16 protein-coding genes are annotated in these 25,363 nt (G+C 71.2%); 14 read left to right on the top strand and 2 right to left on the bottom strand.

Features of this window, described 5'->3' with window-relative positions; genetic code table 11:
* Positions 1–109 precede the first annotated feature (109 nt).
* From ABEB17_RS18875 to ABEB17_RS18940, 14 genes are all read left to right on the top strand, one after another.
* Positions 110–691: a DinB family protein gene (locus ABEB17_RS18875; RefSeq protein WP_345718296.1), complete on the top strand. Its 582-nt coding sequence runs from the start codon at positions 110–112 to the stop codon at positions 689–691.
* Between the two features lie 278 nt (positions 692–969).
* Positions 970–1,587, top strand: a complete 618-nt coding sequence (locus ABEB17_RS18880) for a dihydrofolate reductase family protein (RefSeq protein WP_345718297.1) — start codon at positions 970–972, stop codon at positions 1,585–1,587.
* A 63-nt stretch (positions 1,588–1,650) separates the two neighbouring features.
* Positions 1,651–3,435, top strand: a complete 1,785-nt coding sequence (locus tag ABEB17_RS18885; RefSeq protein WP_345718298.1) for a DUF429 domain-containing protein — start codon at positions 1,651–1,653, stop codon at positions 3,433–3,435.
* On the top strand, positions 3,432–4,001 hold the full coding sequence (locus tag ABEB17_RS18890) for a YdeI/OmpD-associated family protein (RefSeq protein ID WP_345718299.1): 570 nt from the start codon (positions 3,432–3,434) through the stop codon (positions 3,999–4,001). The genes ABEB17_RS18885 and ABEB17_RS18890 overlap by 4 nt, the downstream gene beginning before the upstream one ends.
* 116 nt (positions 4,002–4,117) lie before the next feature.
* Complete coding sequence (locus ABEB17_RS18895; RefSeq protein WP_345718300.1) at positions 4,118–5,728, top strand: hypothetical protein; 1,611 nt, start codon at positions 4,118–4,120, stop codon at positions 5,726–5,728.
* 25 nt (positions 5,729–5,753) lie between these two features.
* Positions 5,754–6,209, top strand: a complete 456-nt coding sequence (locus ABEB17_RS18900; RefSeq protein ID WP_345718301.1) for a GNAT family N-acetyltransferase — start codon at positions 5,754–5,756, stop codon at positions 6,207–6,209.
* A 39-nt stretch (positions 6,210–6,248) separates the two neighbouring features.
* The gene (locus tag ABEB17_RS18905) at positions 6,249–6,941 is read left to right on the top strand and encodes a Type 1 glutamine amidotransferase-like domain-containing protein (RefSeq protein ID WP_345718302.1); all 693 of its coding nucleotides are present in this window, start codon (positions 6,249–6,251) and stop codon (positions 6,939–6,941) included.
* Complete coding sequence (locus ABEB17_RS18910; protein ID WP_345718303.1) at positions 6,938–7,432, top strand: metallophosphoesterase family protein; 495 nt, start codon at positions 6,938–6,940, stop codon at positions 7,430–7,432. Before ABEB17_RS18905 ends, ABEB17_RS18910 begins: the two co-directional genes overlap by 4 nt.
* Positions 7,433–7,685: 253 nt before the next feature.
* Positions 7,686–8,105 (top strand): Cif family virulence factor, encoded by a 420-nt coding sequence (locus ABEB17_RS18915; protein ID WP_345718304.1) that lies wholly within the window; start codon positions 7,686–7,688, stop codon positions 8,103–8,105.
* 103 nt (positions 8,106–8,208) lie between these two features.
* Entirely contained in the window at positions 8,209–10,506 is a 2,298-nt protein-coding gene (locus ABEB17_RS18920; protein ID WP_345718305.1) for an FdhF/YdeP family oxidoreductase, read from the top strand.
* An 11-nt stretch (positions 10,507–10,517) separates the two neighbouring features.
* Complete coding sequence (locus ABEB17_RS18925; protein WP_345718306.1) at positions 10,518–10,760, top strand: hypothetical protein; 243 nt, start codon at positions 10,518–10,520, stop codon at positions 10,758–10,760.
* Between the two features lie 30 nt (positions 10,761–10,790).
* On the top strand, positions 10,791–11,549 hold the full coding sequence (locus ABEB17_RS18930) for a DinB family protein (protein WP_345718307.1): 759 nt from the start codon (positions 10,791–10,793) through the stop codon (positions 11,547–11,549).
* 105 nt (positions 11,550–11,654) lie between these two features.
* Positions 11,655–22,874 (top strand): DUF7507 domain-containing protein, encoded by an 11,220-nt coding sequence (locus ABEB17_RS18935; RefSeq protein ID WP_345718308.1) that lies wholly within the window; start codon positions 11,655–11,657, stop codon positions 22,872–22,874.
* Between the two features lie 28 nt (positions 22,875–22,902).
* Complete coding sequence (locus ABEB17_RS18940; protein WP_345718309.1) at positions 22,903–23,343, top strand: hypothetical protein; 441 nt, start codon at positions 22,903–22,905, stop codon at positions 23,341–23,343.
* Between the two features lie 20 nt (positions 23,344–23,363).
* Here the strand turns inward: ABEB17_RS18940 and ABEB17_RS18945 are convergent, their stop codons facing one another.
* Positions 23,364–24,413: an FxsA family protein gene (locus ABEB17_RS18945; RefSeq protein WP_345718310.1), complete on the bottom strand. Its 1,050-nt coding sequence runs from the start codon at positions 24,411–24,413 to the stop codon at positions 23,364–23,366.
* A 58-nt stretch (positions 24,414–24,471) separates the two neighbouring features.
* Positions 24,472–25,362, bottom strand: coding sequence for a carbohydrate ABC transporter permease (locus tag ABEB17_RS18950; RefSeq protein ID WP_345718311.1), 891 nt, complete (start codon positions 25,360–25,362; stop codon positions 24,472–24,474).
* Between the last annotated feature and the right edge of the window lies 1 nt (position 25,363).

The following is a 25,363-nucleotide window of genomic DNA, read 5'->3' on the forward strand; positions in this document are numbered from 1 at the left end:
ATGACGTGCACCGGCTCCCAGATGGGTGACAGACGCCGGCTGCCAGTTCGTGAGCAGCCGTCGACGAGCCACTGGACAGCCCGGACCTGGGATGGCCAGAGTGCTTGGCATGAGCGATCACCCCACGCCGAGTACGACGGGAACGGAGTCCGGCCTGACCGATGAGGCGTTCCCGCCCACCTGGGCCGGCGACGACCGCCCACCCATCCCGCGGGTGGCCGGCGAGCGCGAGGCCCTGGCGGCGTACCTGGAGTACTACCGGGCCACCGTGGAGATGAAGTGCCGCGGCCTGACCACCGCGCAAGCGCGGACGCGGTCCGTTCCGCCGTCCACGATGTCGTTGCACGGTGTGGTGCGCCACCTCGCCGGCGTCGAGCGGTGGTGGTTCCAGCAGAACTTCGAGCGCCGTGACGTGCCGTTCCTCTTCTTCACCGCCGACGAGCCCGATCTCGACTTCCACCCGCCGCCGGACGCCGACCTCGCCGCCGACCTCGAGACCTGGCGCGCAGAGTGCGCGGTCTCCCGCGAGATCGTCGCCGCCCACGACCTGGACGACACCGCCCGGCCCCTGGACTGGCACGAGGACATCGATCTGCGCTGGCTGGTGCTGCGGATGATCGCCGAGTACGCCCAGCACTGCGGGCACATCGACCTGCTCCGCGAGGGAGTCGACGGCAAGACCGGCGCGTGAGCTCCACCCCGGTGCCGACGATCAGTCAGCCACCCGCACCCGAGAACTGGGGTGGATCTTCGTCCACCCGCCCGCAGCGCAAGCACCTGTTGTAGAAGTCACGGCTGCTCAGGCTGCCGGTCGCCCGGATGTGCGCCCACTTGTGACCAAGCAGGATGCAGACGACACGCTTCATGAGACACCTCCGTTCGTCAGCATGGACGATCCTCGCGGGCGGCGATGACTTGGGCGCGCCACGAGGGTCGTTACGGGGAAGCACCCGGACGAAGGAGCCAGACATGGGTCAGGTCATCGCCTCCGCGTCGATGTCGCTGGACGGCTACATCGCGAAGGACGACAACACGATCGGTCGATTGTTCGACTGGTTGCAGAACGGCGAGGTCGAGCTCCCAACGGTCGATGACCGGATCACGTTTCACCTGAGCCCGCCCAGCGCCGCGTACTGGCGAGAGTGGGTCGACGGGTTGGGTGCTCTGGTGTGCGGGCGCACGCTGTTCGACTTCACGGACGGGTGGGGCGGCCTGCACACGATCGGCGTGCCTGTCGTCGTCGTGACGCACCAGGTCCCGGGTGACTGGGTCGAGGCCCACCCGGACGCCCCGTTCCACTTCGTCACCGACGGAGTGGAGGCCGCGGTGGCGAAGGCGCAGGAGATCGCCGGGCTGCGCACCGTGGCCGTGACGGCCGGCACCATTGCCGGGCAGTGTCTGGAGCTCGGGCTGCTCGACGCGGTCGCCATCGACCTGGTGCCCGTGCTCATGGGGACGGGCCGCGCCTACTTCGGTGGGCTGTCGCTGGACGAAGCCCTCCTCGGTGACCCGACGGTCTGCATCCAGGGGGATCGGGTCACCCATCTCCTCTTCCCCGTGCCCGAGGCGTCGAGCCACGGCGGGTGACGACACGCGAGCGCGAACGCGGCCTCGGACCCGCGCGGTCGGCGAGTAGGGCACAGTGGCCGGGTGCATCATGTCGGGATCGACCTCGCCTGGGGGGATCGGCGCTCCACCGGGCTGGCCGTCCTGGACGCCGAAGGGCGCCTGGTCCACGTCAGTGCAGCGACGGACGACGACAGCATCATCAGCACGTTGCGAGCCTTCACCGAAGGCCGGTGCGTCGTCGCGATCGACGCACCGCTGGTCGTCACCAACCCCACCGGCAACCGCCCGGCCGAGGCCGCGCTCAACCGCGACTTCGCGCGCTTCCACGCCGGCGCGCACCCCACCAACACGGCGCGAGCGGAGTTCCAGAACGGGTCCCGCGGCGGGCGGCTGGCTCAGCTGCTCGGACTGGACCTGGATCCGGCGTCGCGCGGGCCGCGGCGCGCGATGGAGGTGTACCCGCACGCCGCGACGGTGTCGCTGTTCCGGCTGGGTCAGACCCTGAAGTACAAGAACAAGCCCGGTCGCACGCTGTCGCAGCTGCGGTCCGAGCTCATGCGGCTCGTCGGGCTGCTCGAGGGTCTGGCCGCCGCCGACCCGTCGATGCGGCTGGTCCAGCTGCCCGCGTGGACCGACCTGGTGTCCGGGGTCGAGCAGGCGCAGCGCAAGAGCGACCTTCGTCGCGCCGAGGACCAGGTGGACGCCGTCGTCTGCGCGTACGTCGCGATGTTCGCCGAGCGCCATCCGGATCGGGTCACCGTCTACGGCGACGCGGCCACCGGCGCGATCATCACCCCGACGCTGCCGGCAGGTCTGGAGCCGTCGATCGAGCAGCCAGCCGGCGTCGAGGGCGCGATCCGGCACGCGGTGCAGGAGTACGCCGCGCGCCAGCCCGAGCTGCGGGCGGCCACCGAGGAGTACGTCGCGCTGGTGACCGGACTGCTCGACGACGCCGGCATCAACTACCTCACGGTCACCGGTCGCGCCAAGACCGTGGCGTCGTTCGCGGGCAAGGCGGAGCGCACGGACGGCGGTCGCCACCTCTACGCCGATCCGCTGACCGAGATCACCGACCAGATCGGGATCCGGGTGATCACCTACGTGCACAGCGACGTCGCGGCGGTCGCCGACCTGCTCGCCGACCAGCTGCGCGTGCTCGACGACCGGGACATGGGGCAGGAGACCGCGAGCGAGGGCCGCTTCGGCTACGCCAGCCGCCACCTCCTGGTCACCCTGGACCACGACCGGCCGGCGTCGACGTCAGGACTGCTCGCGGACCGCAGCGCGCAGGTGCAGGTGCGGACGGTCCTGCAGCACGCGTGGGCGGAGTTCGAGCACGACATCCGTTACAAGGGAACGGTTCCCGAGGAGCACGGCGCCGATCTGGACCGCCGCTTCTCCCTCGCCGCGGGTCTGCTCGAGCTGGCCGACGGCGAGTTCTCGGCGATCCGCGACCGGCTGCGCCAGGGCGGACCCGCCGTGGTCGACGACACGGACGACGGCCGGGACGACGGTGACGCGGACCCGCGCATCGACGCGCAGGACCTCGCTACCTTCCTGGCCGCGCAGTTCGTGGACGCCGGCTGGTCGCGGACCGACCACTACGAGTGGATCTCGGGCCTCCTGCTCGAGCTGGGCATCACGTCCCTCGACGAGCTGGCCGGGCTGCTGGGCACCTTGGACGCCGCCGCTCTGGAGTCCCGCATGGCGTATCGCTACCCGCCGGGCGCCGTCCGGCGGCTCGACGACGCACTGCTCGCGGTCTTCGGCAGCCGCTACCTCGACCTGCACGGCAACGGGCACCGAGAGGCACTGCTGCGGGCGCGGCTGGACAAGCTGCGACCGACAGGGGACGGCGCGCGGTGACGCCCTCAACGAGCAACGCCCGGACAGCGCGTCGCGCATCGATCAGCTTCACCGCCAAGCTGACCGCCATCGACGGCACCGCGCTCGTGCAGCTGCCGGCTGAGGCCAGCGAGCGGCTCCCCTCGCGCGGCCAGGTAGCCGTGCACGCGTCGATCGGCGGGCACGACGTCGAGACGGTGATCGAGCCGGACGGCCGCCGCGGTCACTGGATCCGCGTCGGTGACTCGCTCCAGCGGGCCCTTCGAATCACCCCGGGAGACACGACCGAGATCACCATCGACGTCGCCTCCGACTGGCCCGAGCCGGACCTCCCCGATGACTTCGCCCGCGCCCTCGCCGAGGCGCCGGCGAAGATCCGCGGCGTGTGGGAGGACATCACCCCGATGGCTCGTTGGGAGTGGGTCCGGTGGGTACAGGCGACGCGCAACCCCGAGACGCGACAGCGCCGGGTGGACGTGAGCCTGTCCAAGCTGAACGACGGGAAGCGTCGGCCCTGCTGCTTCAACCTCGCCTCCTGCACCGACCCGGACGTGGCGAAGGGCGGCAAGCTGCCCGAGGTCACCTGACCCGGACGTCGTCCCGCTGCGCGCCGGATGGGTGAATCGTCCTGACACGGCGGTGTCCGCTCCCCTAGCCTGTCGCCGTCCCAGCCGGGACCTCACCGACCGCCGCCGGGGGACCCATGCGCGCCCAGCTCCGCCTTCCTGCCGTCCTGATCAGTGGCGTGGCCGCCGCGCTCGTGGTCGCGGGCCTGCCGGCGACGGCATACGCGGCCGACCCGGGCCCGACGGTCTCCGAGCTGAAGAGCGCACCGGGCGACCCCGGCGTCCTGCAGGCGACGACCACCGAGACCGCCACTGCGGTACAGGTGTCCCTGCACGCCCAGGCGGACGGGGCCGACACCTCGCACGACGTCTCGGTGACCCTGCACGGTGACGCCGCTACCGGCTGGAGCAGCAACCGGCTGCCGCTGACGGCGTACGGCCAGTACACGATGACTGCCGTCGCCAAGGACGCCGATGATGCTGCCGGCGAGCCGACCACCGAGACCCTGCGCTACCTGCGTCAGGTGGTCGTCGGCGCGCACAGCGTCAGCCCCACGGCCGTCGACTACGACCACCAGGACGTCGTCGCCACCGGCGACCTCCAGCTGTTCGACCCGGTCACCCAGACCACGCTGCCGGCGGCCGACATCCCGATGAGCGGCTGGTACGACGGGCACGCCGACGACTTCCGCACCGACTCCCAGGGTCACTACTCGTGGACCCGCCATGTCACCCGCACGGCGTCCTCGCCGTCCTCCACCGGGGTGTATGCGGGTGGGGACGACACCACCGAGCTCGCCCTGATCGGGAACGCCCTCAACGAGATCGCGGTCAACCGGTCCCCGCTGCGAGTGCGGTACGCCCCCTTGGCGGCAGTGAAGTACCCGGCGAAGGCGACCCTCCACGGCACCGTCGAGTACCTGAGCGGGGGGGCCTGGACGCCGCTGGCGTCGGTTCCGCTCACCGACTACGCCAACCACGTCTTCTCCACCGACGCGCAGGGCGACTTCACGGTGACGCTGGCCCCGGAGCAGGACCTGACCTACCAGGTCTCCCTCCCGTACGACGGCGACCAGGCCATGTGGTTCGACGAGATCTCCTCGCCGCCGGCCTCGGTGAAGGTCATCGACCGCACGTTCCTCAACTGGGCCGACCCCTACCTGGACGAGTACTCCCAGGTGCACGTCTCGGGTCAGCTGCAGGCGGGGGGCGGCGTCTCGATCCCGCGCGGGACGAAGGTCTACCTGCAGCAGTCGGCCAACGGCCACACGGGCTGGAAGTACATCTACTGGGTCAAGACCACCGACTCCTACGGCTACTTCAACGTCGACGGGTGGGTGCCGCACCCGACGGGCTACTGGCGGCTGGTCTACGTGGGCGCCGACGGCTCCCTGCAGCCCAGCTACAGCCGGGTGGTGAGGCTGTCCCGCATCGAGACCCGCGTGAAGTCGTTCAACGCCTCCCCCGAACCGGTGCGCAAGAACCACTACGTGACGCTCAAGGGCATCGTGCAGCGCTACGACAAGGGCTGGAAGAGCATCGGCAGCAAGAAGTACGCCGAGGTCTTCTTCCGGGCCAAGGGCAGCAAGAAGTGGGTCTACCTCGGCTACGCCCGCACGACGGCGTCCGGCTCGTTCACCTACCGCCACAAGGCAACCAAGGACGGCTGGTGGAGCGTCGTGTGGTTCACCGCGAGCGCCAAGTACGTCAACGCGTACTCGATCGACGACTACGTGGACGTGCGCTGAGCGGACGCTGCGAAACACTGGAGGCATGAACATCGGCCTCGCCGGCGCGCCGGACCTGCCCCAGCTGGCTCGGCTGCTCTGGGTGCACGCGGCTCCCGCGGAGCAGGCCAGCCAGACGGTCGAGTCGTTCGCCGGTGACCTGGCCGCGTGGTGGAGCGACCACGAGGACTCGCACCTTCCCTTCGTCGCCCGACTGGCCGAGCACGAGGTCGTCGGCATGGCCTGGCTGGCGCTCGTCCCTCGGGTGCCGAGACCCGGCGTGACCACGCGTCTCTCGGCGGACCTCCAGAGCGTCTTCGTCGATGTCGAGCACCGCGGCCAGGGGATCGGCTCCGCACTCGTCCGGGCTGCGGTGGATCACGCGTCGCGGCTGGGAGCGGGTCGCGTGACGGTCAGTTCCAGCCGCCGGGCCGTACCCGTCTACGAGAGACTGGGGTTCGCGTCGTCCGGTCAGCTGCTGCAGTGGACGGCCCCGGACTAGCGTCTTCGACCGCTCTACCGCACTCGAACTGGAGGCAGCGTGAGGCTTCTGCTCACATCCGCCGGCGTCAAGAACGCCAGCATCCACCAGGCACTGGTCGACCTCCTGGGCAAGCCGATCGCCGAGTCGAGCGCCCTGTGCATCCCCACCGCGCAGTACGGGCACCCCATGGTCGGCCCCGGCACCGGCCCCTGGCGGTTCATCAGCGGCCAGGGAGAGCTTCCGATGGTCAGCCTGGGCTGGAAGTCCGTGGGCGTGCTGGAGCTGACGGCCCTGCCGAGCATCGACGACGACCAGTGGGTGCCACTGGTCCGCGAGACCGACGTCCTGCTGGTGGCGGGTGGCGACGCCCTCTACCTCCACCACTGGATGCGCGAGTCCGGACTGGCGGACCTCATCCCGTCCCTGACCGAGACGGTCTGGGTGGGGTTGAGCGCGGGGAGCATGGTGCTGACCCCCAGGATCGGCGCGGACTTCGTGCAGTGGACTGCGCCCAACGGTGACGACAGCACGCTGGGCCTCGTCGACTTCTCCATCTGCCCGCACCTCGCTCCGGACGGCCAGCCGGGCAACTCGATGGCCGAGGCGGAGCAGTGGGCGGCCACCCTCTCGGGTCCGGCGTACGCGATGGACGACGAGACGGCCATCTCGGTGGTCGACGGCACCGTCGAGGTCGTCTCGGAAGGTCAGTGGACCTACTTCCCAGCGCCGGCCGAGAGCTCACCCGGATGAGAGTCGTCCTGCTGTCCGACACGCACAGTCCGCGGCACTGGAAGGGTTGCCCGCCGGCCCTGCTCGGTCACCTCGACGGCGCCGACGTCATCCTGCACGCCGGGGACGTGTGCACCCCCGACGTCCTCGACTTCCTGGCCGGCTTCGCACCGGTGCACGTCGTCCTGGGCAACAACGATGGGCCGGAGGTCGCCGCCTGGGGGGCGCCCGAAACGCTTCAGCTCGAGCTCGGCGGCGTGTCCGTCGCGATGATCCACGACAGCGGGCCACGGGACGGGCGGACGGCGCGCCTGCGTCGCCGCTTCCCGACGGCGGACCTGGTGGTCTTCGGTCACTCCCACATCCCGATGGATGTCACCGGGGACGGGGTCCGGGTGTTCAACCCCGGGTCGCCGACCGACCGGCGCCGCCAGCCGCACGGCACGTTCGGGCTGCTCGACCTGGCGGACGGCCAGGTCGTGGACGCCCGCATCGAGCCGCTCCCCCGCTGAGCGCGGACGTCGTGACCGAGGGCTTGCGGGCCTCGTCACCGCGGCGGGACGATCGGGCATCCGGCAGGCCGCGGTCGTCGCTGGTCCCGGTGGATCGGAGGTCGCCATGCTGACGAGGCTCAGGGCCTGGAGGCGCCGGCGGGCGACGACGCGCCGCGCCCAGCTGCGGGCCACCGGGAGCGTCGACAGCCGGATGCGGGACCGCCCCAAGATCCTCGACCACGGCCCAGGCGGGCACGGGTAGCCTCCCCGGATGACTCCGACACCTCCCGACCGGGCCGAGGCCCAGATCACCGAGGTCGTCCGCACGTTCTTCGGCGCCTTCACCTCCGGGCCCGACGTGGAGGCGCGCCTGGACGGGCTGCGGGAGGTGTTGATCCCGGAGGCACTCATCGTGCGGACGGGCGGCGTGCCGACGACCTATGGCGTCGACGGGTTCATCGAGCCACGGCGGGAGCTGCTGACCAGCGGACGCGTCACCGACTTCCGGGAGTGGGAGGTCGACGGCACGACCCAGGTGTACGGCGACATCGCGCACCACTGGTGCACCTACGCCAAGGAGTGGGTGGAGGACGGTGAGCGGGTCAGGGGCGCCGGAGCCAAGACGATCCAGCTCGTGCGCACCGAGGCCGGCTGGCGGATCAGCGCGATGGCCTGGGACGACGAGCGCTGACGACTCGGCGGATCGCCACGCCCGCGTACCTCGGCCTGTGATCGACGGCTGGGAGCCGTGCCCCGTGGTGCTCCCACCCCGTCGACCTGATAGGCCTGTCCCCATGACGGCCAAGGCTGATGGTGAGGACGGCGAGGACCTCACCGTCAGTGCGCCCAAGACCTGGGCGGCCGGCGTTCCGGCGGTCCGGGCATCCATGCGGTACGCCCTGCACGAGATGGGGCCGGTGCGGACCGCTCGGGTCCTGACGGCGCTGAACCAGAAGGACGGCCTCGACTGCCCGAGCTGCGCCTGGCCCGACCCGGACCACCGAACGCACGCGGAGTTCTGCGAGAACGGCGCCAAGGCCGTCTCGTGGGAGGCCACGACCAAGGTCGTCGATGCGGAGTTCTTCCGCCGCCACTCGGTCGCCGACCTGGAGTCGTCCTCCGACCACTGGCTCGAGGCGCAGGGCCGGCTGACCGAGCCCATGCACCTCGCCGCCGGCGACACCCACTACCGGCCCGTGGCGTGGGCCGAGGCGTTCCGGCTGATCGGCTCCGCCCTGCAGGCCCTGCCCGATCCCAACCGCGCCATCTTCTACACCTCGGGCCGCGCATCCAACGAGGCCGCGTTCCTGTACCAGCTGATGGCCCGCCGGCTCGGCACCAACAACCTGCCCGACTGCTCGAACATGTGCCACGAGTCCAGTGGCGTCGCGCTGAGCCGGTCCATCGGGATCGGCAAGGGAACCGTCACGCTCGACGACCTCACGGACCACTCCGAGCTGATCGTGATCGTCGGCCAGAACCCGGGCACCAACCACCCGCGGATGCTGACCGCCCTGGCCAAGGCCAAGAAGCGCGGGGCCCGCATCGTCTCCGTCAACCCGTTGACCGAGGCCGGCCTCAACCGGTTCAAGAACCCGCAGCGGGCGAGTGGGGTGATCGGTCGGGGCACCAAGCTCTCCGACCTGCACCTGCCGATCTCCGTCGGTGGCGACCAGGCGTTGTTCGCGCTGGTCAACCAGCAGCTCGTCGCCCGCGAGGCAGCGGCCCCCGGGACCGTTCTGGACCTGGACTTCCTCGCGACCCACACCGCAGGGCTCGAGGAGGCGCAGCGGACGTGGGCGGAGCTCGACCCGCGCGACCTGCTCGCCCAGACCGGCCTCAGCGCGGACGTCGTCACCGCCTTCGTCGACGAGACGGTCCGGGCGAAGAGCATCACCGTCTGCTGGGCCATGGGGATCACCCAGCACCGCAACGGCGTCGCGATCATCGAGGAGATGACGAACTACCTGCTGCTGCGCGGGAACATCGGCCGACCCGGGGCCGGGGTCTGCCCGGTGCGCGGCCACTCGAACGTCCAGGGCGACCGGACCATGGGCATCTTCGAGCGGATGCCAGAGACGTTCCTCGCCGCGCTCGACGACGAGTTCGAGATCACCTCCCCCCGCGCCCACGGCTACGACACGGTCGACGCGATCCGCGCCATGCGGGACGGCCACTGCGACGTGTTCATCGGCCTCGGCGGCAACTTCGCCCAGGCGACCCCGGACACGGCCGTGACCCATCGCGCACTCCGGTCGATCCCGTTCACCGCCCAGGTCTCCACGAAGCTGAACCGCTCGCACCTGGTGCACGGTCGGGAGGCGCTGATCCTGCCGTGCCTGGGCCGAACGGACCGCGACGAACGGGCGAGCGGACCGCAGGGGGTGACGGTCGAGGACTCGATGGGCGTCGTCCACCTGAGCCGGGGCCGCGTCAACCCGGTGTCGGCCGAGCAGCGCAGCGAGGTGGCCATCATCTGCGGCATCGCCGAGGCGACGTTCGGACCCACCGACACGATCCCGTGGGCCGACCTGCGCGAGGACTACTCGCTCATCCGCGACCGCATCGCCCGCGTCGTCCCCGGCTTCGACGACTTCAACGCGCGCGTCGCGGAGCCCGGTGGGTTCCACCTGCCGAACGGCCCGCGGGACGAGCGCCGCTTCGACACCGCGACCGGCCGGGCGAACTTCCGGACCAGCCCCCCGCAGGCCTGGGACCTCCCCGCTGGGCACCTGCTCATGCAGACCCTGCGGAGCCACGACCAGTTCAACACGACGATCTACGGTCTCGACGACCGCTACCGCGGGATCCACGGCGGACGGATGGTCGTCTTCCTGAACAGCCAGGACGTCGCCGACCTCGGCTTCACCGACGGCGACCTGGTGGACCTGATCAGCGTGCACGCGGGCGAGGAACGACGGGCCGCGGGGTTCCGCATCGTCGAGTACGGCACCCCGCGGGGGTCTGCCGCGGCGTACTACCCCGAGACGAACGTGCTCGTCCCGCTGGATTCCGTTGCAGCAGAGTCGAACACGCCGACGTCCAAGTCCATCGTCATCCGGCTCGAGCCGCACCACCCCTCCGAGACCTGAGGAGCGCTCCTGTGTCGAACCCCTGGGATGAGGAGTTCCATCCATCGGCCAGCGCGCGGAACACGTTGCAGTGGGCGCACGAGCACGGTGCCTCGACCCTCGGCGAGGCCTACGACCTGCTCGACCAGCTCGAGGTCTCCAACGACGTGCCCGAGGTGCTCGGGCACGACGACACGGTCGACCTGATGCGTGAGGAGCTCGAGCTGGGAATCGAGCTCGTCGGCGCGAACGCCGACCTGACTGAACTGCTGTAGAACGCTGCTGTAGAACGCCGAGGAGACGTCATGGCGACCTTCACCCGCTCCGACGACCTGCACGGAGCGGAGTTCGTCGACGTGAACCTGCGCGGCGCCAGGTTCGTCAGCTCGGACCTGTCCGACGTCGTGATGCGTGGGGTCGACGCGCAGGGCGTGGACATCGATGCGCCGTGGCTGCTGGACGGCGAGAGCGCGCTGCGGGTGAACGGCGTGGACGTCGCCCCCTTCGTCGAGGCCGAGCTCAACCGCCGCTTCCCGGGCCGCGCCGACCGACGCGCCGCCGACCCGGACGGACTGCGCGCGGCCTGGGCCGCGCTCGAGCAGGCCTGGGCGGCCACCCTCGAGCGCGTCGCGCTGCTGCCGGTCGGCACGGTCGACGTGTCGGTGGACGGCGAGTGGTCGTTCGCCCAGACGCTGCGGCACCTGGTGCTGGCTACGGACGCCTGGCTGGGTCGAGCGGTCCTGGGGATCGCGCAACCGTTCCACCCCCTCGGGCTGGCCGGGCCGGGCGCCGAGGACGACGGCCTGGACCTGTCGCTCTTCACGAGTGACCTGCCGTCGTACGACGAGGTGCTCGCCGCCCGGTCGGACCGGGTCGCCCTCGTGCGCGACGTCCTCGCCACGGTCACCGCGGCCGAGCTGGCCACGTCACGGCAGAACCCGTGGTCCGCCGAGTACCCGGAGACCACCCTGTCCTGCCTGCACACGATCTTCGAGGAGGAGTGGGAGCACCTGCGCTTCGCGGTCCGCGACCTGGACGCGATCGCGGCCGGGTCCAGCGCCTGACCGGGTCACCTGCCCCTTGCTCTGGACGGGAGTCGGGGGGCCTGACAACCTGGGGTACGCCGAACAAACAGGGTTGTTCGGATTTGGGGCGGAGGTCTGGACTGGGTGCATCCGCTTCCTCGCTGGCGCCGCCTGGTGGCGGTCCTCGTCACAGTCGCGCTGACCTTCGGGCTCGGCGCGATTGCGGCGGTACCGGCGGAGGCTGCGGTCGAGGCGCCGCTGTCCCTGGCCTTCAACCAGCAGGTGTACGGCGACGCGCTCATGGGCGGCAACGCGGTGCTGGTCTGCCCGGCCGGCAACACCGACTGCACGAACTCGACGAACCGCACCAGCACCGCGGTCAACGACAACTTCTACATGACCCAGACGGGTGCCAACGCGGGCAACGGCTGGTTCAACTCCTCGAGCATCAGCCTCACCATCCCGACCGGCGCCACGATCGCCTACGCGCGCCTGCTGTGGGCCGGTGACACCGGCGTCTTCAAGACCGGCACCAACACGACCGTGACCTCGCGGTGCAACAGCAACAACAGCCCGGTGGCCGTCCAGCCGCCGGGTGCGGCATCCACGACCCCCGTCCAGCTGACCGTCGGCGCCAAGGCGAAGGTCTCCGTCACGGCGCAGCGGTTCACCACCGACGCGATCGCCAACGTCTCGGTCAACCAGCCGCAGTACTACTCGGCGGCCGCCAACGTGACCCCGCAGTTCGTCGGCGCCCCCACCGGTTCGCCGCTGACGATCACGACGTCGAACGTCTGGACCCCGGCCGGCTTCGGCTGCATGGGTGGCTGGTCGCTCGTCCTCGTCTACTCCTACCCCCAGGCCGACCCCACGAACGCCCCCACCAAGCGGGAGGTGTTCGTCTACGACGGTCACGTGCGGCAGAACTCGACCGACCCGACCACCACGACGACGATCTCCGGCTTCCGGGTCAGCGGGCAGGCGCGGGTCGGCGTCGTCGCCTACGAAGGCGACTGGGGCATCACCGGCGACCAGTTCTCCATCAACGGGACCGCGCAGACCGACCCCGGCGCCCCGAACGGGTCGAGCACCAACTTCTTCACGTCGTACGCCCAGTTCCGAAGTCCGACCGCGCCCAACAACTTCTCGGTCGATGCCAAGCAGTTCAACGTGTCCACGGCGGTGATCAAACCGGGTGACACGTCGGCGTCCCTGAGCTTCAGCACGTCCGGCGACTCCTACCTCGCGCAGGAGCTGGTGCTGTCGATCCCGGTCCCGACCCTGCAGATCACCAAGACGGCCGCACCGACGACGGTGCACCCGGGTGACACGGTCACCTACACGATCACCGTCACCAACCCGACGACCGGCAGCACCGCTAGCAACGTGGTGGTCACCGACCCGCTGACCCCTGCCTGCAACCGGACCATCGGCAGCCTCACCGGCTCGACGACGTACACGTGCACCGGGGTGGCCGGGTCCGGCGGCTTCACCAACGTGGCCACCGCGACCGGGACGAACGCGCAGGGCGACGCCCTCACGGGGACTGCGCAAGCCCCGGTCACGGTGCTCAACCCCGCCCTCACGATCACCAAGACCACGGACCAGCCGGGCTACCGGGTGGGCGCGACGGTGACCTACACGATCACGGTGAACAACACCGGCAACGCGGACCTGGCGAACGTCGCCGTGACCGATCCGACGACAGCGGGCTGTGCGCGCACCATCGGCAGCCTGGCCGCCGGTGACACCACGACCTACACCTGCACGGCGACCGCGCCGGTGAGCGGCAACAGCAACACCGCGTCCGTCAGCGGCCAGGACTCCCTCACCCGCACCGTCACGGCGACCGCCACCGTGCCCGTCCCGGTGATCCGGCCGGCGCTGACCCTGGCGAAGACGGCGTCCCCCACGACGGCGACCGCTGCCGGGCAGACCATCACCTACTCGTTCAAGGTGACCAACTCCGGTGACTCGACGGTCAGCTCGATCTCGATCGCCGACACGCTGACCGCACCGGCCGGTCCGGTGCCGGCGATCACCTGCCCGGTGACCACCCTCGCCGCCGCGGCGTCCACCACCTGCACGGGCACGTACGCCGTGACCCAGGCGGACGTCGACAACGGCACCATCGCGAACAGCGCGGTCGCGAACGGCTCGGACATCGCCGGTGGCGCTGTGGCGTCCAACGCGTCCGCGGCGACCGTCACGGTGACCCGCTCCCCGGCCCTGACGATCCGCAAGACGGCGTCGCCGGCCACCGTGGCGACTGCGGGGCAGGCCATCGCCTACTCGTTCGTCGTCTCCAACACCGGCAACGTGACGATCCACGGCATCACGGTCGCCGACGTCCTCACCGCCCCGGCGGGGCCGACGCCGACCGTCAGCTGCCCGACGACCACGCTGGCGCCGAGCAGCTCGACGACGTGCACCGCCACGTACTCGACGACGCAGAACGACATCGACGCCGGGTCGGTGACCAACACCGCCACCGCGTCAGGTCTGGGCCCGAACAACGCGCCCGTCACCTCGGGCCCGTCGACGGCCAGCGTGACGGCCTCGGCCGGCGCCTCGCTCGCACTCGTGAAGACCGCCACGCCGACCGTCGTCTCGGCCGCCGGGCAGCAGGTCGCCTACTCGTTCAAGGTCACCAACACCGGCAACCTGACGGTCAGGTCCCTGTCGATCGCGGACACGTTCACCGCACCCGCCGGCCCGGTGCCGTCCGTGACCTGCCCCGTCACCCAGCTCGCGCCGAACGCGAGCACCACCTGCACGGCGACCTACACGGCGACCCAGGCGGACGTCGACAGCGGCACGATCCGGAACGCCGCCATCGCCAACGCGACCGACGCCCAGGGACGCCCGGTCGCCTCCGCGCAGTCGAACGCGTCGGTGACGGTGACGGCCACCCCGCGGCTGGCCCTGACCAAGACCGTGTCGCCGGCGACGGTCACCGCCGCCGGGCAGCAGGTGACCTACACGTTCGCGGTGACCAACAGCGGTAACGTCACGATCCGCAGCCTGGCGATCGCCGACACCTTCACCTCACCCGCCGGTCCGGTACCCGCGATCACCTGTCCCGCAACGACTCTCGCCCCCGGGACGTCCACCAGCTGCACCGCCAGCTACACCGCCACCCAGGCCGACGTCGACAACGGCACGATCAAGAACTCGGCGGTCGCCCAGGGGACCGACCCGAGCGGTGGGTCAGTCAGCTCGCCCACCGCGACAGCGACCGTGACCGCGCCGCCGACCGCCACCCTGAGCCTGGTCAAGACCGCCACCCCGAGCACCGTGACCGCTCTGGGCCAGCAGGTCAGCTACCAGTTCCGCGTGACCAACACCGGCAACGTCACCCTGTCGAGCGCCGGCATCACCGACTCGCTCGCGGCTCCGGCCACCCCGCCGCTCGTCATCTCCTGCCCGCCCACCGCCGTACCGCCCGGTGCCAGCACGCAGTGCACCGCGACGTACACGGTCGGGCAGGCCGACATCGACAACGGCTCGATCAACAACACCGCCACCGCCCGGGCGGTGAGCCCGGGCGGCGCCACGGTGACGTCCAACGCCTCGACGGCCTCGGTGACGGTGAACGTCACGTCGGCCCTGACGCTGCGCAAGGCGGCATCGCCGACCACGATCAGTGGCGCCGGCCAGAACGTCAGCTACACCTTCACGGTCACCAACGCGGGCCAGACGACGATCTCCACGGTCGGGATCAACGACCCGATGTTCACCGGGGCCAGGGCGCCGGTCTGCGCCGTCACCACGCTCGCGCCGGACGCCTCGGCGGTCTGCACGGCGTCCTACACCAGCACCCAGGCCGACATGGACCGCGGCTCCATCGCCAACACGGCCACCGCCGGCGGCACGACGCCGCAGGGCGGCGCCGTCACGTCCGCGCCGGCATCGGCCACCGTGGCGGTCTCGGCCACCCCGCGGCTGCAGCTGACCAAGTCGGCCAGTCCGGCGTCCTTCGCCAACCAGGGCAGCACGATCACCTACACGTTCTCCGTCGTGAACACCGGCAACGTGACCGTGTCCGGCCTCGCGATCGACGACGCGCTCGCCGCACCCGCCACCCCGCAGCTCGGCCCGATCAGCTGCGCCAGCACGAGCCTGGCGCCGGCCGCGTCGACCACCTGCACGGCGACGTACGTGACGAAGGCGGCGGACGTCGACAACGGGTCGATCAGCAACGCGGCCACCGCCACGGGCACCGACCCGACCGGTGGCCCGGTCACGTCCAACCAGTCGACGGCCACGGTCAGTGCGATCACCAACGCGGCCCTGTCGCTGACCAAGACCGCTGCCCCGACGACGATCACCCGGGCCGGCCAGACCATCACCTTCACCTTCGCGGTGACCAACTCGGGCAACCAGACCGTCAGCACGATCGCGGTCACCGACATCAACCGCGCTCCGGCCGGGCCGCTGTCCGGCCCCGTGACGTGCGCGGCGACCTCGCTGGCGGCTGGGGCGTCGACGACGTGCAGCGGCACCTACGTCGCCACCCAGGCCGACGTCGACCACGGTTCCATCGCCGACACCGCGGTCGCGAGCGGTCGCGACCCGACCGCCAACCCGGTCTCCTCCAACGCCTCCACCGCGATCGTGACCGTCGTCCAGTCGCCCGCCCTCTCGGTGGTGAAGACCGCCGCCCCCAGCACCCTCACCCGCTCGGGGCAGCAGGTCACGTACAGCTTCGTCGTCACCAACCGTGGCAACGTGACGATCACCGGGGTGTCGATCGCCGACTCGTTCAGCGGGCCTGCCGGACCCCCGGCCACGCCCGTCTGCCCCGCGACCACACTGGCGCCCGGCGCGAGCCTGACCTGCTCCGCCTCGTACACGGCGACGCAGGCGGACGTCGACAACGGTCGCATCGAGAACACCGCGACGGCCAGCGGCACCGACCCGAACGGTGGGTCGGTCACCGCGCCACCCGACACCGCGACCGTCACCATCGCGGCATCGCCGGCGATGAGCCTGACCAAGACCGCCACCCCGTCCACGGTCAGCACGGCAGGTCAGACGGTCAGCTACACCTTCACCGCGGTGAACACCGGCAACGTTACGCTGGCGCCGATCAGCATCGCGGACGCCCTCGCACCACCGGCCGTACCAGCGCTGACGGTCACCTGCCCGAAGGCCATCCTCCCGCCGGGCGCGAGCACTGCCTGCACCGCCAGCCACACCGTCACCCAGGCCGACCTCGACAACGGCTCCATCAACAACACTGCCACCGCCCGGTCCACGGACCCGTCGGGTGGCGCGGTGAGCTCGAGCCCGTCGACCGCCGCCGTGGCCGTGACCCAGCAGGCCGCGCTGACGGTGACCAAGTCCGCCTCGCCGACCACGATCACCGCGGCCGGACAGGCGGTCACCTACGCCTTCCTGGTGACCAACACCGGAAACCAGACGGTGACGGGGCTGGTCATCCGCGACACCCTCGCGGCGCCGGCAACCCCCCAGCTGCCCGCGATCGCCTGCCCGGTCACGACGCTGGCACCCAACGCGAGCACGACCTGCAGCGCGACGTACACGAGCAAGCAGGCGGACCTCGACCACGGCTCGATCGACAACACCGCCACCGCGGCGGGCCAGGACCCGGCGGGCGACCCGGTGGTGTCACCACCGTCCACGGCCAGCGTCGGCGTCTCGGCCACCCCCTCGCTGGTGCTGTCCAAGACGGTGACCCCGACCACGTACGACGCCGCCGGCCAGACGCTGACCTACACCTTCACGGTGACGAACGACGGCAACGTGACCGTGCGCGCCCTGGCCGTCGTCGATCCGATGTTCACCGGCGCGGGAGCCGCGACCTGCGCCGCCGGCACCCTCGCCCCCAGCGCCAGGACCACCTGCACGGCCCGTCACACCGTGACCCAGGCGGACCTGGATGCGGGGTCGATCCAGAACACCGCCACGGCCCGGGGGACGGACCCCACGGGCGACCCGGTCACCTCACCGCCGTCGAGCGCCAGCGCCTCCGCCAACCAGACGCCTGCGCTGAGCCTGGTCAAGACGGCCAGCCCGACCACGATCAGCGCGGCCGGGGCGGCGATCGCGTACACGTTCCGCGTCACGAACGTCGGCAACGTGACCGTCGGCAGCCTGTCCATCGCCGACGTCTTCACCCAGCCCGCGGCACCGGCCAACCTGCCGATCAGCTGTGCCGCAACGACTCTCACCCCGGGCGCAGCCACCACCTGCACCACGTCGTACACCGCGACGCAGGCCGACGTCGACAACGGCTCGATCACGAACACCGCCACCGCCAACGGCAGCGACCCGGCCGGCAACCCGGTGACCTCCCAGCCCTCCACCGCCTCGGTCGCCGTCACGGTCACCGCTGCCCTGACGGTGGTCAAGAGCGCCAGCCCGGCCACCATCACCTCCGCCGGACAGGCGATCAGCTACTCGTTCCTGGTGACCAACACCGGCAACGTCACGATGTCGCTGCTGTCGATCGACGACACCCTGGCCGCGCCCGCCGCTCCCCCGCTGACCGTCGACTGCCCGCAACGAACCATCGACCCGGCCGCGCAGGTCACCTGCACGGCGACGTACACCGCCACCCAGGCCGACATCGACCACGGGTCGGTCGCCAACACCGCCACCGCGAACGCCCGGACCCCCACGGGGACCACCATCACCTCACCACCGTCCGCCGAGACCGTCGACGTCGACCAGACGGCCGCGCTCAGCCTGACCAAGACCGCGTCGCGCGACACGGTGACCGCGCCGGGCCAGCTCATCGACTACACGTTCACGGTCACGAACGAGGGCAACGTCACCGTCGACTCGATCACGATCTCCGACCCCGTGTTCACCGGCGCGAACGCGCCGGTCTGCCGGCAGCAGTCGCTGGCCCCGCGGTCCTCCACCACCTGCACCGCGAGCCGCTCCACCACCCAGGCCGACATCGACAGCGGGGCGATCCGGAACACCGCGGTCGCCGGCGGCAGCGACCCCGCTGGAGCGCCCGTGGCGTCCCCGGCGGCGACCGCCGTGGTGATCGCCACGCAGAGCGCCACGTTGCAGCTGGTGAAGTCCGCGTTGACGGAGGCGCTCACCACGGTGGGCCAGTCGGTCACCTACTCGTTCCTGGTCACCAACGCCGGCAACGTGACGGTCACCGACCTGACCATCGACGACACGTTCGTCGCTCCGGCCGGCCCGGCCGAACCAGCCGTCTGCCCCGTGACGACGTTGGCCCCGGGCGACAGCACCACGTGCCTGGCGACGTACGCGTCGACCCAGGCCGACTTCGACCAGGGCACCATCACCAACACGGCGACCGCGGGTGCCACGGGTCCGCAGGGCGGCGCCGTGGTCTCGAACCCGTCCTCGGCCCTGGTCACGACGAACGAGAACCTGGCGCTGCTGCTGCAGAAGCGCGCTACGCCGACCCAGATCTCCGCTGCCGGGCAACAGGTCTCCTACCAGTTCACGATCACCAACGCGGGCAACGTCACGATCCACGGCCTCGCCCTGGACGACGTCCTCGCCCCGCCGGCCGGACCGCCGGTCACCCCGACCTGCCTGCTCAGCACGCTCGCCTCCGGAGCGAGTACGACGTGCTCGGCCGTCTACACCGCGACCCAGGCCGACGTGGACAACGGCGTCATCAGCAACACCGCGACGGCGACCGGCCTCGACCCGGGCAACGACCCGGTGACGTCCAACCCGGCGTCGGCCGCCGTGGTCGTCAGCCGGTCCGCGTCGCTGTCCCTGGTGAAGACGGCCGACCCGACGACGGTGGACCACGCGGGCCAGCCGGTCGAGTTCTCCTTCGCCGTCGTCAACACCGGCAACGTCACCGTGAGCTCCCTGACGATCGCGGACCCGCCGTTGCGGTCCAACGTGCCGACGTGCGCGCCGACGGTCATCGCACCCGGGGAGGGCGCGACCTGCACCGCGACCTACGTCACCACCCAGGCGGACATGGACCGTGGGGTCATCCAGAACGTCGCCGTCGCCGCCGGGCGCGACCCGTCCGACGTGCCGGTGAGCTCGCCGCAGGCCGGCGTGACGGTCGACGTCGTGCAGGACGCCGGGCTGACCCTGGTCAAGACCGCGTCGCCCGCCGACCCGGTCACGGTGGGCACGAGCGTCGACTACGCGTTCGCTGTCACCAACTCCGGCAACGTGAGCCTGACGAGCCTGGCGATCGCCGACAGCCTGACCGCACCGGCCGGCCCGGCGCTGACCGTCACCTGCCCGAGCGCCGCTCTCACTCCGGACGCCACGGTCAGCTGCACGGCCAGCTACACCGTGACCCAGGCCGACGTGGACAACGGCTCGATCAACAACACCGCCACCGCCGCGGCCGTCACGCCGGGCAGCACCAGCGTCACGTCGAACGAGTCCACCGCCTCCGTGCCCATCGCCCAGACCCCGGGGCTGACCCTGGTCAAGTCCGTCACCCCGGAGACCGCGCACGACGCCGGCGACCGCGTGAGCTACACGTTCACCGTCAGCAACAGCGGCGACACCACGGTCACCGACCTGGCGATCGACGACGCGTTCACCGCGCCCGCCGGCCCGCCGTCCCCGATCGCCTGCCCGGTCACCACGCTGGCACCGGGCCAGGACACGCAGTGCACCGCCAGCTACGTGCTGACCCAGGCGGACGTCGACCACGGCACGGTGGTCAACTCGGCCTCCGCGACGGGTACGGCACCGGGCGGGGGCACGATCACCTCGAACACGTCGACTGCCACGGTGTCGGTCCCGGCTGCGGCAGGGCTCGCCCTGACCAAGACGGCATCACCCACGACGGTGGCGCAGGCCGGCGCCACCGTGACCTACACGTTCGCCGTGACCAACACCGGGAACGTCAGCGTCACCGCCCTCGCCATCGACGACAGCCTCGAGGCGCCGGCCGGTCCCCCGCTGACGTCGATCGACTGCGCGAGTGCGGCTCTCGGGCCGAGCGAGGCGACGACCTGCACGGCGTCGTACACGGTCACCCAGGCGGACGTCGACCACGGCGCCATCACCAACCGCGCGCACGCCACGGCCCTGGACGCGGCCGGGGATCCGGTTCAGTCCGACGACGACACGGCCACCGTCACCATCCCCGCCGACCCGGCGCTGACCCTGGTCAAGTCGGCCACCCCCGGCAGCGTCTCCGCGGTCGGCGACCAGGTCGACTACGCGTTCCTGGTCACCAACACCGGCAACGACACGATCAGCCAGCTGTCGGTCGACGACCAGCTCAGCAGCCCCGCCGGGCCGGCCGTGGACGTCACCTGCCCGACGTCCACCCTCGCGCCGAGCGCGTCGACCACCTGCACCGCGACGTACACCGTGACCCAGGCCGACCTCGACCACGGCGCCATCGACAACACCGCGACCGCGACCGGTGTCGACCCCCAGGCCGGTCCGGTCGCGTCCAACGAGTCGAGCGCCTCGGTGAGCGCGGCCCAGTCGCCCGCCGTCACGCTGACCAAGACGGCGGCCCCGACGTCCGTGACGCAGGCCGGCCAGACCGTCACCTACCGCTTCCTGGCCAGCAACACCGGCAACGTCACGGTCAGCGACCTCACCGTCCTCGACTCGCTGACCCCGCCCGCCGGCCCGGCGCTGGCGGTGAGCTGCCCGGCCACCACGCTGGCACCGGGTACGTCCACGACCTGCACCGCCGACTACGTGGTGATCCAGGCCGACGTCGACCACGGCCGCATCGACAACTCCGCCGTCGCCCAGGCCACCGGCCCGGCGGGGCAGCAGGTCTCGTCCGACGCCTCGACCGCGGTCGTGGACGTCGGTGCCCTGCCGTCCCTGACGCTGGCCAAGTCGGCCTCCCCGACGTCCGCCGCGCGAGCGGGCCAGAGCATCACCTACACGTTCCGGGTCACCAACACGGGCAACGTGACCCTGGCGGCGCTCGCCGTCACCGACACGTTCACCGCCCCCGCCGGCCCGGAACCCACGATCGTGTGCCCCGACAGCCCACTCGCCCCCGGTGGCTCGGCGACCTGCACGTCGACGTACTCGGTGACCCAGGCCGATGTCGACCACGGCACCGTCGACAACAGCGCGTTGGCGGCCGCCACCGTGCCCGGCGGGGGCGACGTCCAGTCAGCGCCGTCCACCGCCCGCGTCACCATCGGCGCCGCGCCGTCGCTGTCGCTGGTCAAGTCCTCGCCCACCACCCTGGTGTCCCACGCCGGCGAGTCGGTGACCTACGAGTTCCTCGCGACCAACACCGGCAACGTCACGCTGCACGGCGTCGTCATCGTGGACACCTTCGAGGCGCCCGCCGGCCCCGGGCTGACCGCGGTCTGCCCGGACACACCGCTGCCGCCAGGCGCCCAGACGACCTGCACCGCCGACTACGTCGTGACGCAGGCCGACATCGACCACGGCCAGATCAGCAACACCGCGACGGCTGACGCCACCGACCCGGACGGCGGGACGGCGACCTCGGCCCCGTCGACCGCGGTGATCCCCGTCTTCGCCGGGCCACCCGCGATCAGCCTCGTCAAGGAGGCCGCCGTCAACGACACGAACGGCAACGCCGTCCTGGACGTCGGCGACGAGGTGAGCTGGACGTTCGTGGTGACGAACACCGGGCAGATCACCCTCGGTATCGCCGTCGAGGACGACACCGCAGGACCGGTCACCTGCCCCGTCCCGACCTTGGTGCCGAGCAGCTCGACGACGTGCCGCGCGGACCGACCCCACGTGATCAGCCAGGCGGACGTCGACGCCGGGTCGGTGACCAACACCGCCACCGCGATCGGGACACCTGCCGGCGGCGCCCCCGTCACCTCGACCCCGTCCAGCGCCACCGTCCCGCTGCCGGACAGCCCGGCGCTGCAGCTGACCAAGCAGGCGCAGGTGACCGACACCAACCGCGACGGGGTCACGAATGCCGGCGACACCGTCCGGTGGACGTTCCAGGCCACCAACACCGGCAACACGACGCTGACCGACATCGTCGTGCACGACGCGCTGGCCGGGCCGGTCACCTGCCCGAGCTCGAACGTCGCACCCGGCCGTTCGGTGACCTGTTCGTCTGCGCCGCAACCGATCACGGCCGCACAGGCCGCCGCCGGCACCATCGTCAACACCGCCACCGCGACGGGCACCAGCGTCCGTGGGGCGTCCGTGCTGTCCGCGGCGGCGACTGCCACGGTGTCCGTCGTCGCCGGTGGCGGATCGGGCGGGGCGGTGTCCCAGCCCGGGTCCGGACCGGCTGGTGGGTCGGGATCCGGGTCCGGCTCGGACCTGCCGCACACCGGCGCCTACGCGGTGCAGGAGTCGCTGCTCATCGGTGTCGGCGCGATCCTCCTCGGGCTGCTGCTGGTGCTCGGCACGCTGGTCCGCCGACGCGATGAGGCATGATCGAAATCCGACCGACCCTAGGAGCAGCGTGTTCTCGAAGTCTGCCGTCGTCCTGCTGACTGTCGCCGTGGCAAGCACGGTGGTCGGCTGCACGTCCTCGGACCAGAAGCCCACGCCGACCGGCGCCGCGGCGTCCGGCAGCAAGACCACGCCGGCGCACGTCCCCACGCAGGAGCCCCTGCCCGAGCCGTCGAAGATCCGCAACGACGTGAAGCTGCGCCGCACCACCGCCATCACCGGCTGCACCTCGAAGTCGGGCGGGTGGCAGGCCACGGGGAAGTCCGTCAACCCCAGCAAGAAGGACGTGAAGCTCACCATCACGGTGTTCTTCACCACGACCGCCGCCACCGTGCTGGACTACGCGACGACGAAGGTCACCGTGCCGGCCAAGGGCGATGCCACGTGGACCGCCGCCGCCAGCTTCGCGGCCGAGCCGAACATGCGCTGCGTCCTGCGGGGCGTCGGCTAGACCGCCCGGCCGTGGTGAGATCAGCCCTGCGCCGCGCGCAGCCGGCGCACCGCCTCGTCCGGCACCAGCTCGCGCGGCAGGACCTGCAGCAGGCCGGTGGTCGTGGCCAGCACGACGACGTCGCCCCGGACGTCGCAGCGGCGGATCGCGGTGTACGCGAGGGAGGCTTCGGCGCCGTCGACGTCGAGGTGCAGGTGGGTGTCGTCGAAGCGACTACGTAGCCTCCGGCCGACTCGCGCGCTGCGCCGCCACGTCCTCCTGGTCTGGAGCGCGGCGGCCAGGAGCACGGAACCGGCGAACAGCAGGGCCACCGCGGCGCCGGGCACCCACCCGATGGCGTCTCCCACCCACACCCCCAACCCGATCGAGATCAGCGGCACGGCGAGACCGACCCGGCCCCGCAGCAGCCGGTACCGCAGCACCGCGGGATACGCGCGCTCGAGCATCTCGGCCGTGAGCACCACGGCGCCGCCGACCACGTCCGGATCCACCCGTTCGGGCTCGAGCTCGACCGGACCTGCCACGACCGGACCTGCCACGACCTGACCCGCCACGTCGGGCGCCTGCGCGAGGGCGATCCGCTCCCGCAGCCACGCGACGTCCGCGGCGGTGAGCAACCCGGGAGGCAACGTGATGGAGCTGCGCACCCGCCGCATCGGCAGGACCACGTGACCCTGCACGAGGAGCGGCTCCCGGATGTCGGCGTACGGCGACTGTCCTTCACCGACAGCGGTCCGCACCCGCAGCACGTCGTCCGCGAGGTCGACGGCCAGCGTGGCCCCGGCCGGGCACAGCGCCAGGGTCGCACGCATCAGGCGCCGGTGGGTCGCCCACACCAGGACCGCCGCCACGACGACGGCCGACACGAGGCCTTGCACCACAGCGCCTGTCGGGTAGCCGTCCGAGGCGAGCGGCAACGCACCGAGGACGCCGACGAGCAGCACCGCGCCCACGGGCCCCGGGCGGAGCAGCCGTGCCCGGACCAGGGCCCGAGCCATGGCGGGCGCCGTCCCACGACCGCAGGTCATCGACCGGTACTGCCCGGCGCGGGGCTTGTCACCTTCAGTCATGGGCCCGGAGCCTAGGGCGGCCGACGCGACCCGTGGGCGGAAACAGCGCGCGCTACGCCTACTTGCTGAAGCCGGCGGTGAGCCCACTGACCAGCTGGCGCCGGCCGAAGGCGTACAGGATGAGGATCGGCAGCGTGGTCAGCACGACGGAGGCCAGGACGGCGGGCACGTTGACGCCGTACTGGCTCTGGAAGGACCAGACCGCGAGCGGAAGGGTCCGCTTCTCGGTGCTCTGGGTCAGGATCAGCGGCAGCAGGAACGCGTTCCACACGGCGAGGCCGTTGTAGATCGCCACGGTCACCAGCGCCGGCCGGGTCAGCGGGAACGCCAACCGCCACAACGTCGTCCACTCGCTCGCCCCGTCGACCCGCATCGACTCGAAGAGCTCACGCGGGACGTCGCGGACGAAGTTCGTGAGGACCAGCACCGACAACGGGATGGCGAAGGCGATGGACGGCAGGATCATCGCCAGCAGGGTGTCGTACAGGTGCAGCCGGATGATGATCAGATAGACCGGGATGATGGTGGCCTGCAACGGGATCGCCAGACCCCCCAGGAAGATCCCGTTCATCACCCGCAACGTGCGGCCGGCCCCACGCACGATGGCGTAGGCCGCCATGAACGACACGAGCACGGCCGGCACGATCGTCCCGGCCGTCACGATCACGCTGTTCAGGAAGTACCGCGGAAAGCCGGAGTGGATGACCAGCTGGTAGTTGGCGAAGGTCGGCTCGGGCGGCGGCTTGAGCGGGTTCATCGCGTAGTAGTTGGCCTGCGTCTTGAAGCTCGTGATGACGATCCAATAGACGGGCACGATCACGATCACGAGCCAGACGATGCCCAGGATCGCGCCCAACCAGTTGGGTCGCGGACGGCGTCCGGCCGGTCCCTCGTGGCGGGTCGGGGTCTTGCGACGTCCCTGCGTCGGCGTGGTCACCGTGGTCGCCACG

Source organism: Angustibacter luteus (assembly GCF_039541115.1).
GTDB lineage: Bacteria > Actinomycetota > Actinomycetes > Actinomycetales > Angustibacteraceae > Angustibacter > Angustibacter luteus.

What these genes read in the sequence shown, in the direction of transcription:
- ABEB17_RS18915 (WP_345718304.1), top strand. Translation starts at nt 7,686, where the DNA reads ATGACTCCGACACCTCCCGACCGGGCCGAGGCCCAGATCACCGAGGTC.
- ABEB17_RS18945 (WP_345718310.1), bottom strand. Translation starts at nt 24,413, where the DNA reads ATGACTGAAGGTGACAAGCCCCGCGCCGGGCAGTACCGGTCGATGACC.
- ABEB17_RS18895 (WP_345718300.1), top strand. Translation starts at nt 4,118, where the DNA reads ATGCGCGCCCAGCTCCGCCTTCCTGCCGTCCTGATCAGTGGCGTGGCC.
- ABEB17_RS18930 (WP_345718307.1), top strand. Translation starts at nt 10,791, where the DNA reads ATGGCGACCTTCACCCGCTCCGACGACCTGCACGGAGCGGAGTTCGTC.
- ABEB17_RS18910 (WP_345718303.1), top strand. Translation starts at nt 6,938, where the DNA reads ATGAGAGTCGTCCTGCTGTCCGACACGCACAGTCCGCGGCACTGGAAG.
- ABEB17_RS18920 (WP_345718305.1), top strand. Translation starts at nt 8,209, where the DNA reads ATGACGGCCAAGGCTGATGGTGAGGACGGCGAGGACCTCACCGTCAGT.
- ABEB17_RS18900 (WP_345718301.1), top strand. Translation starts at nt 5,754, where the DNA reads ATGAACATCGGCCTCGCCGGCGCGCCGGACCTGCCCCAGCTGGCTCGG.
- ABEB17_RS18875 (WP_345718296.1), top strand. Translation starts at nt 110, where the DNA reads ATGAGCGATCACCCCACGCCGAGTACGACGGGAACGGAGTCCGGCCTG.
- ABEB17_RS18880 (WP_345718297.1), top strand. Translation starts at nt 970, where the DNA reads ATGGGTCAGGTCATCGCCTCCGCGTCGATGTCGCTGGACGGCTACATC.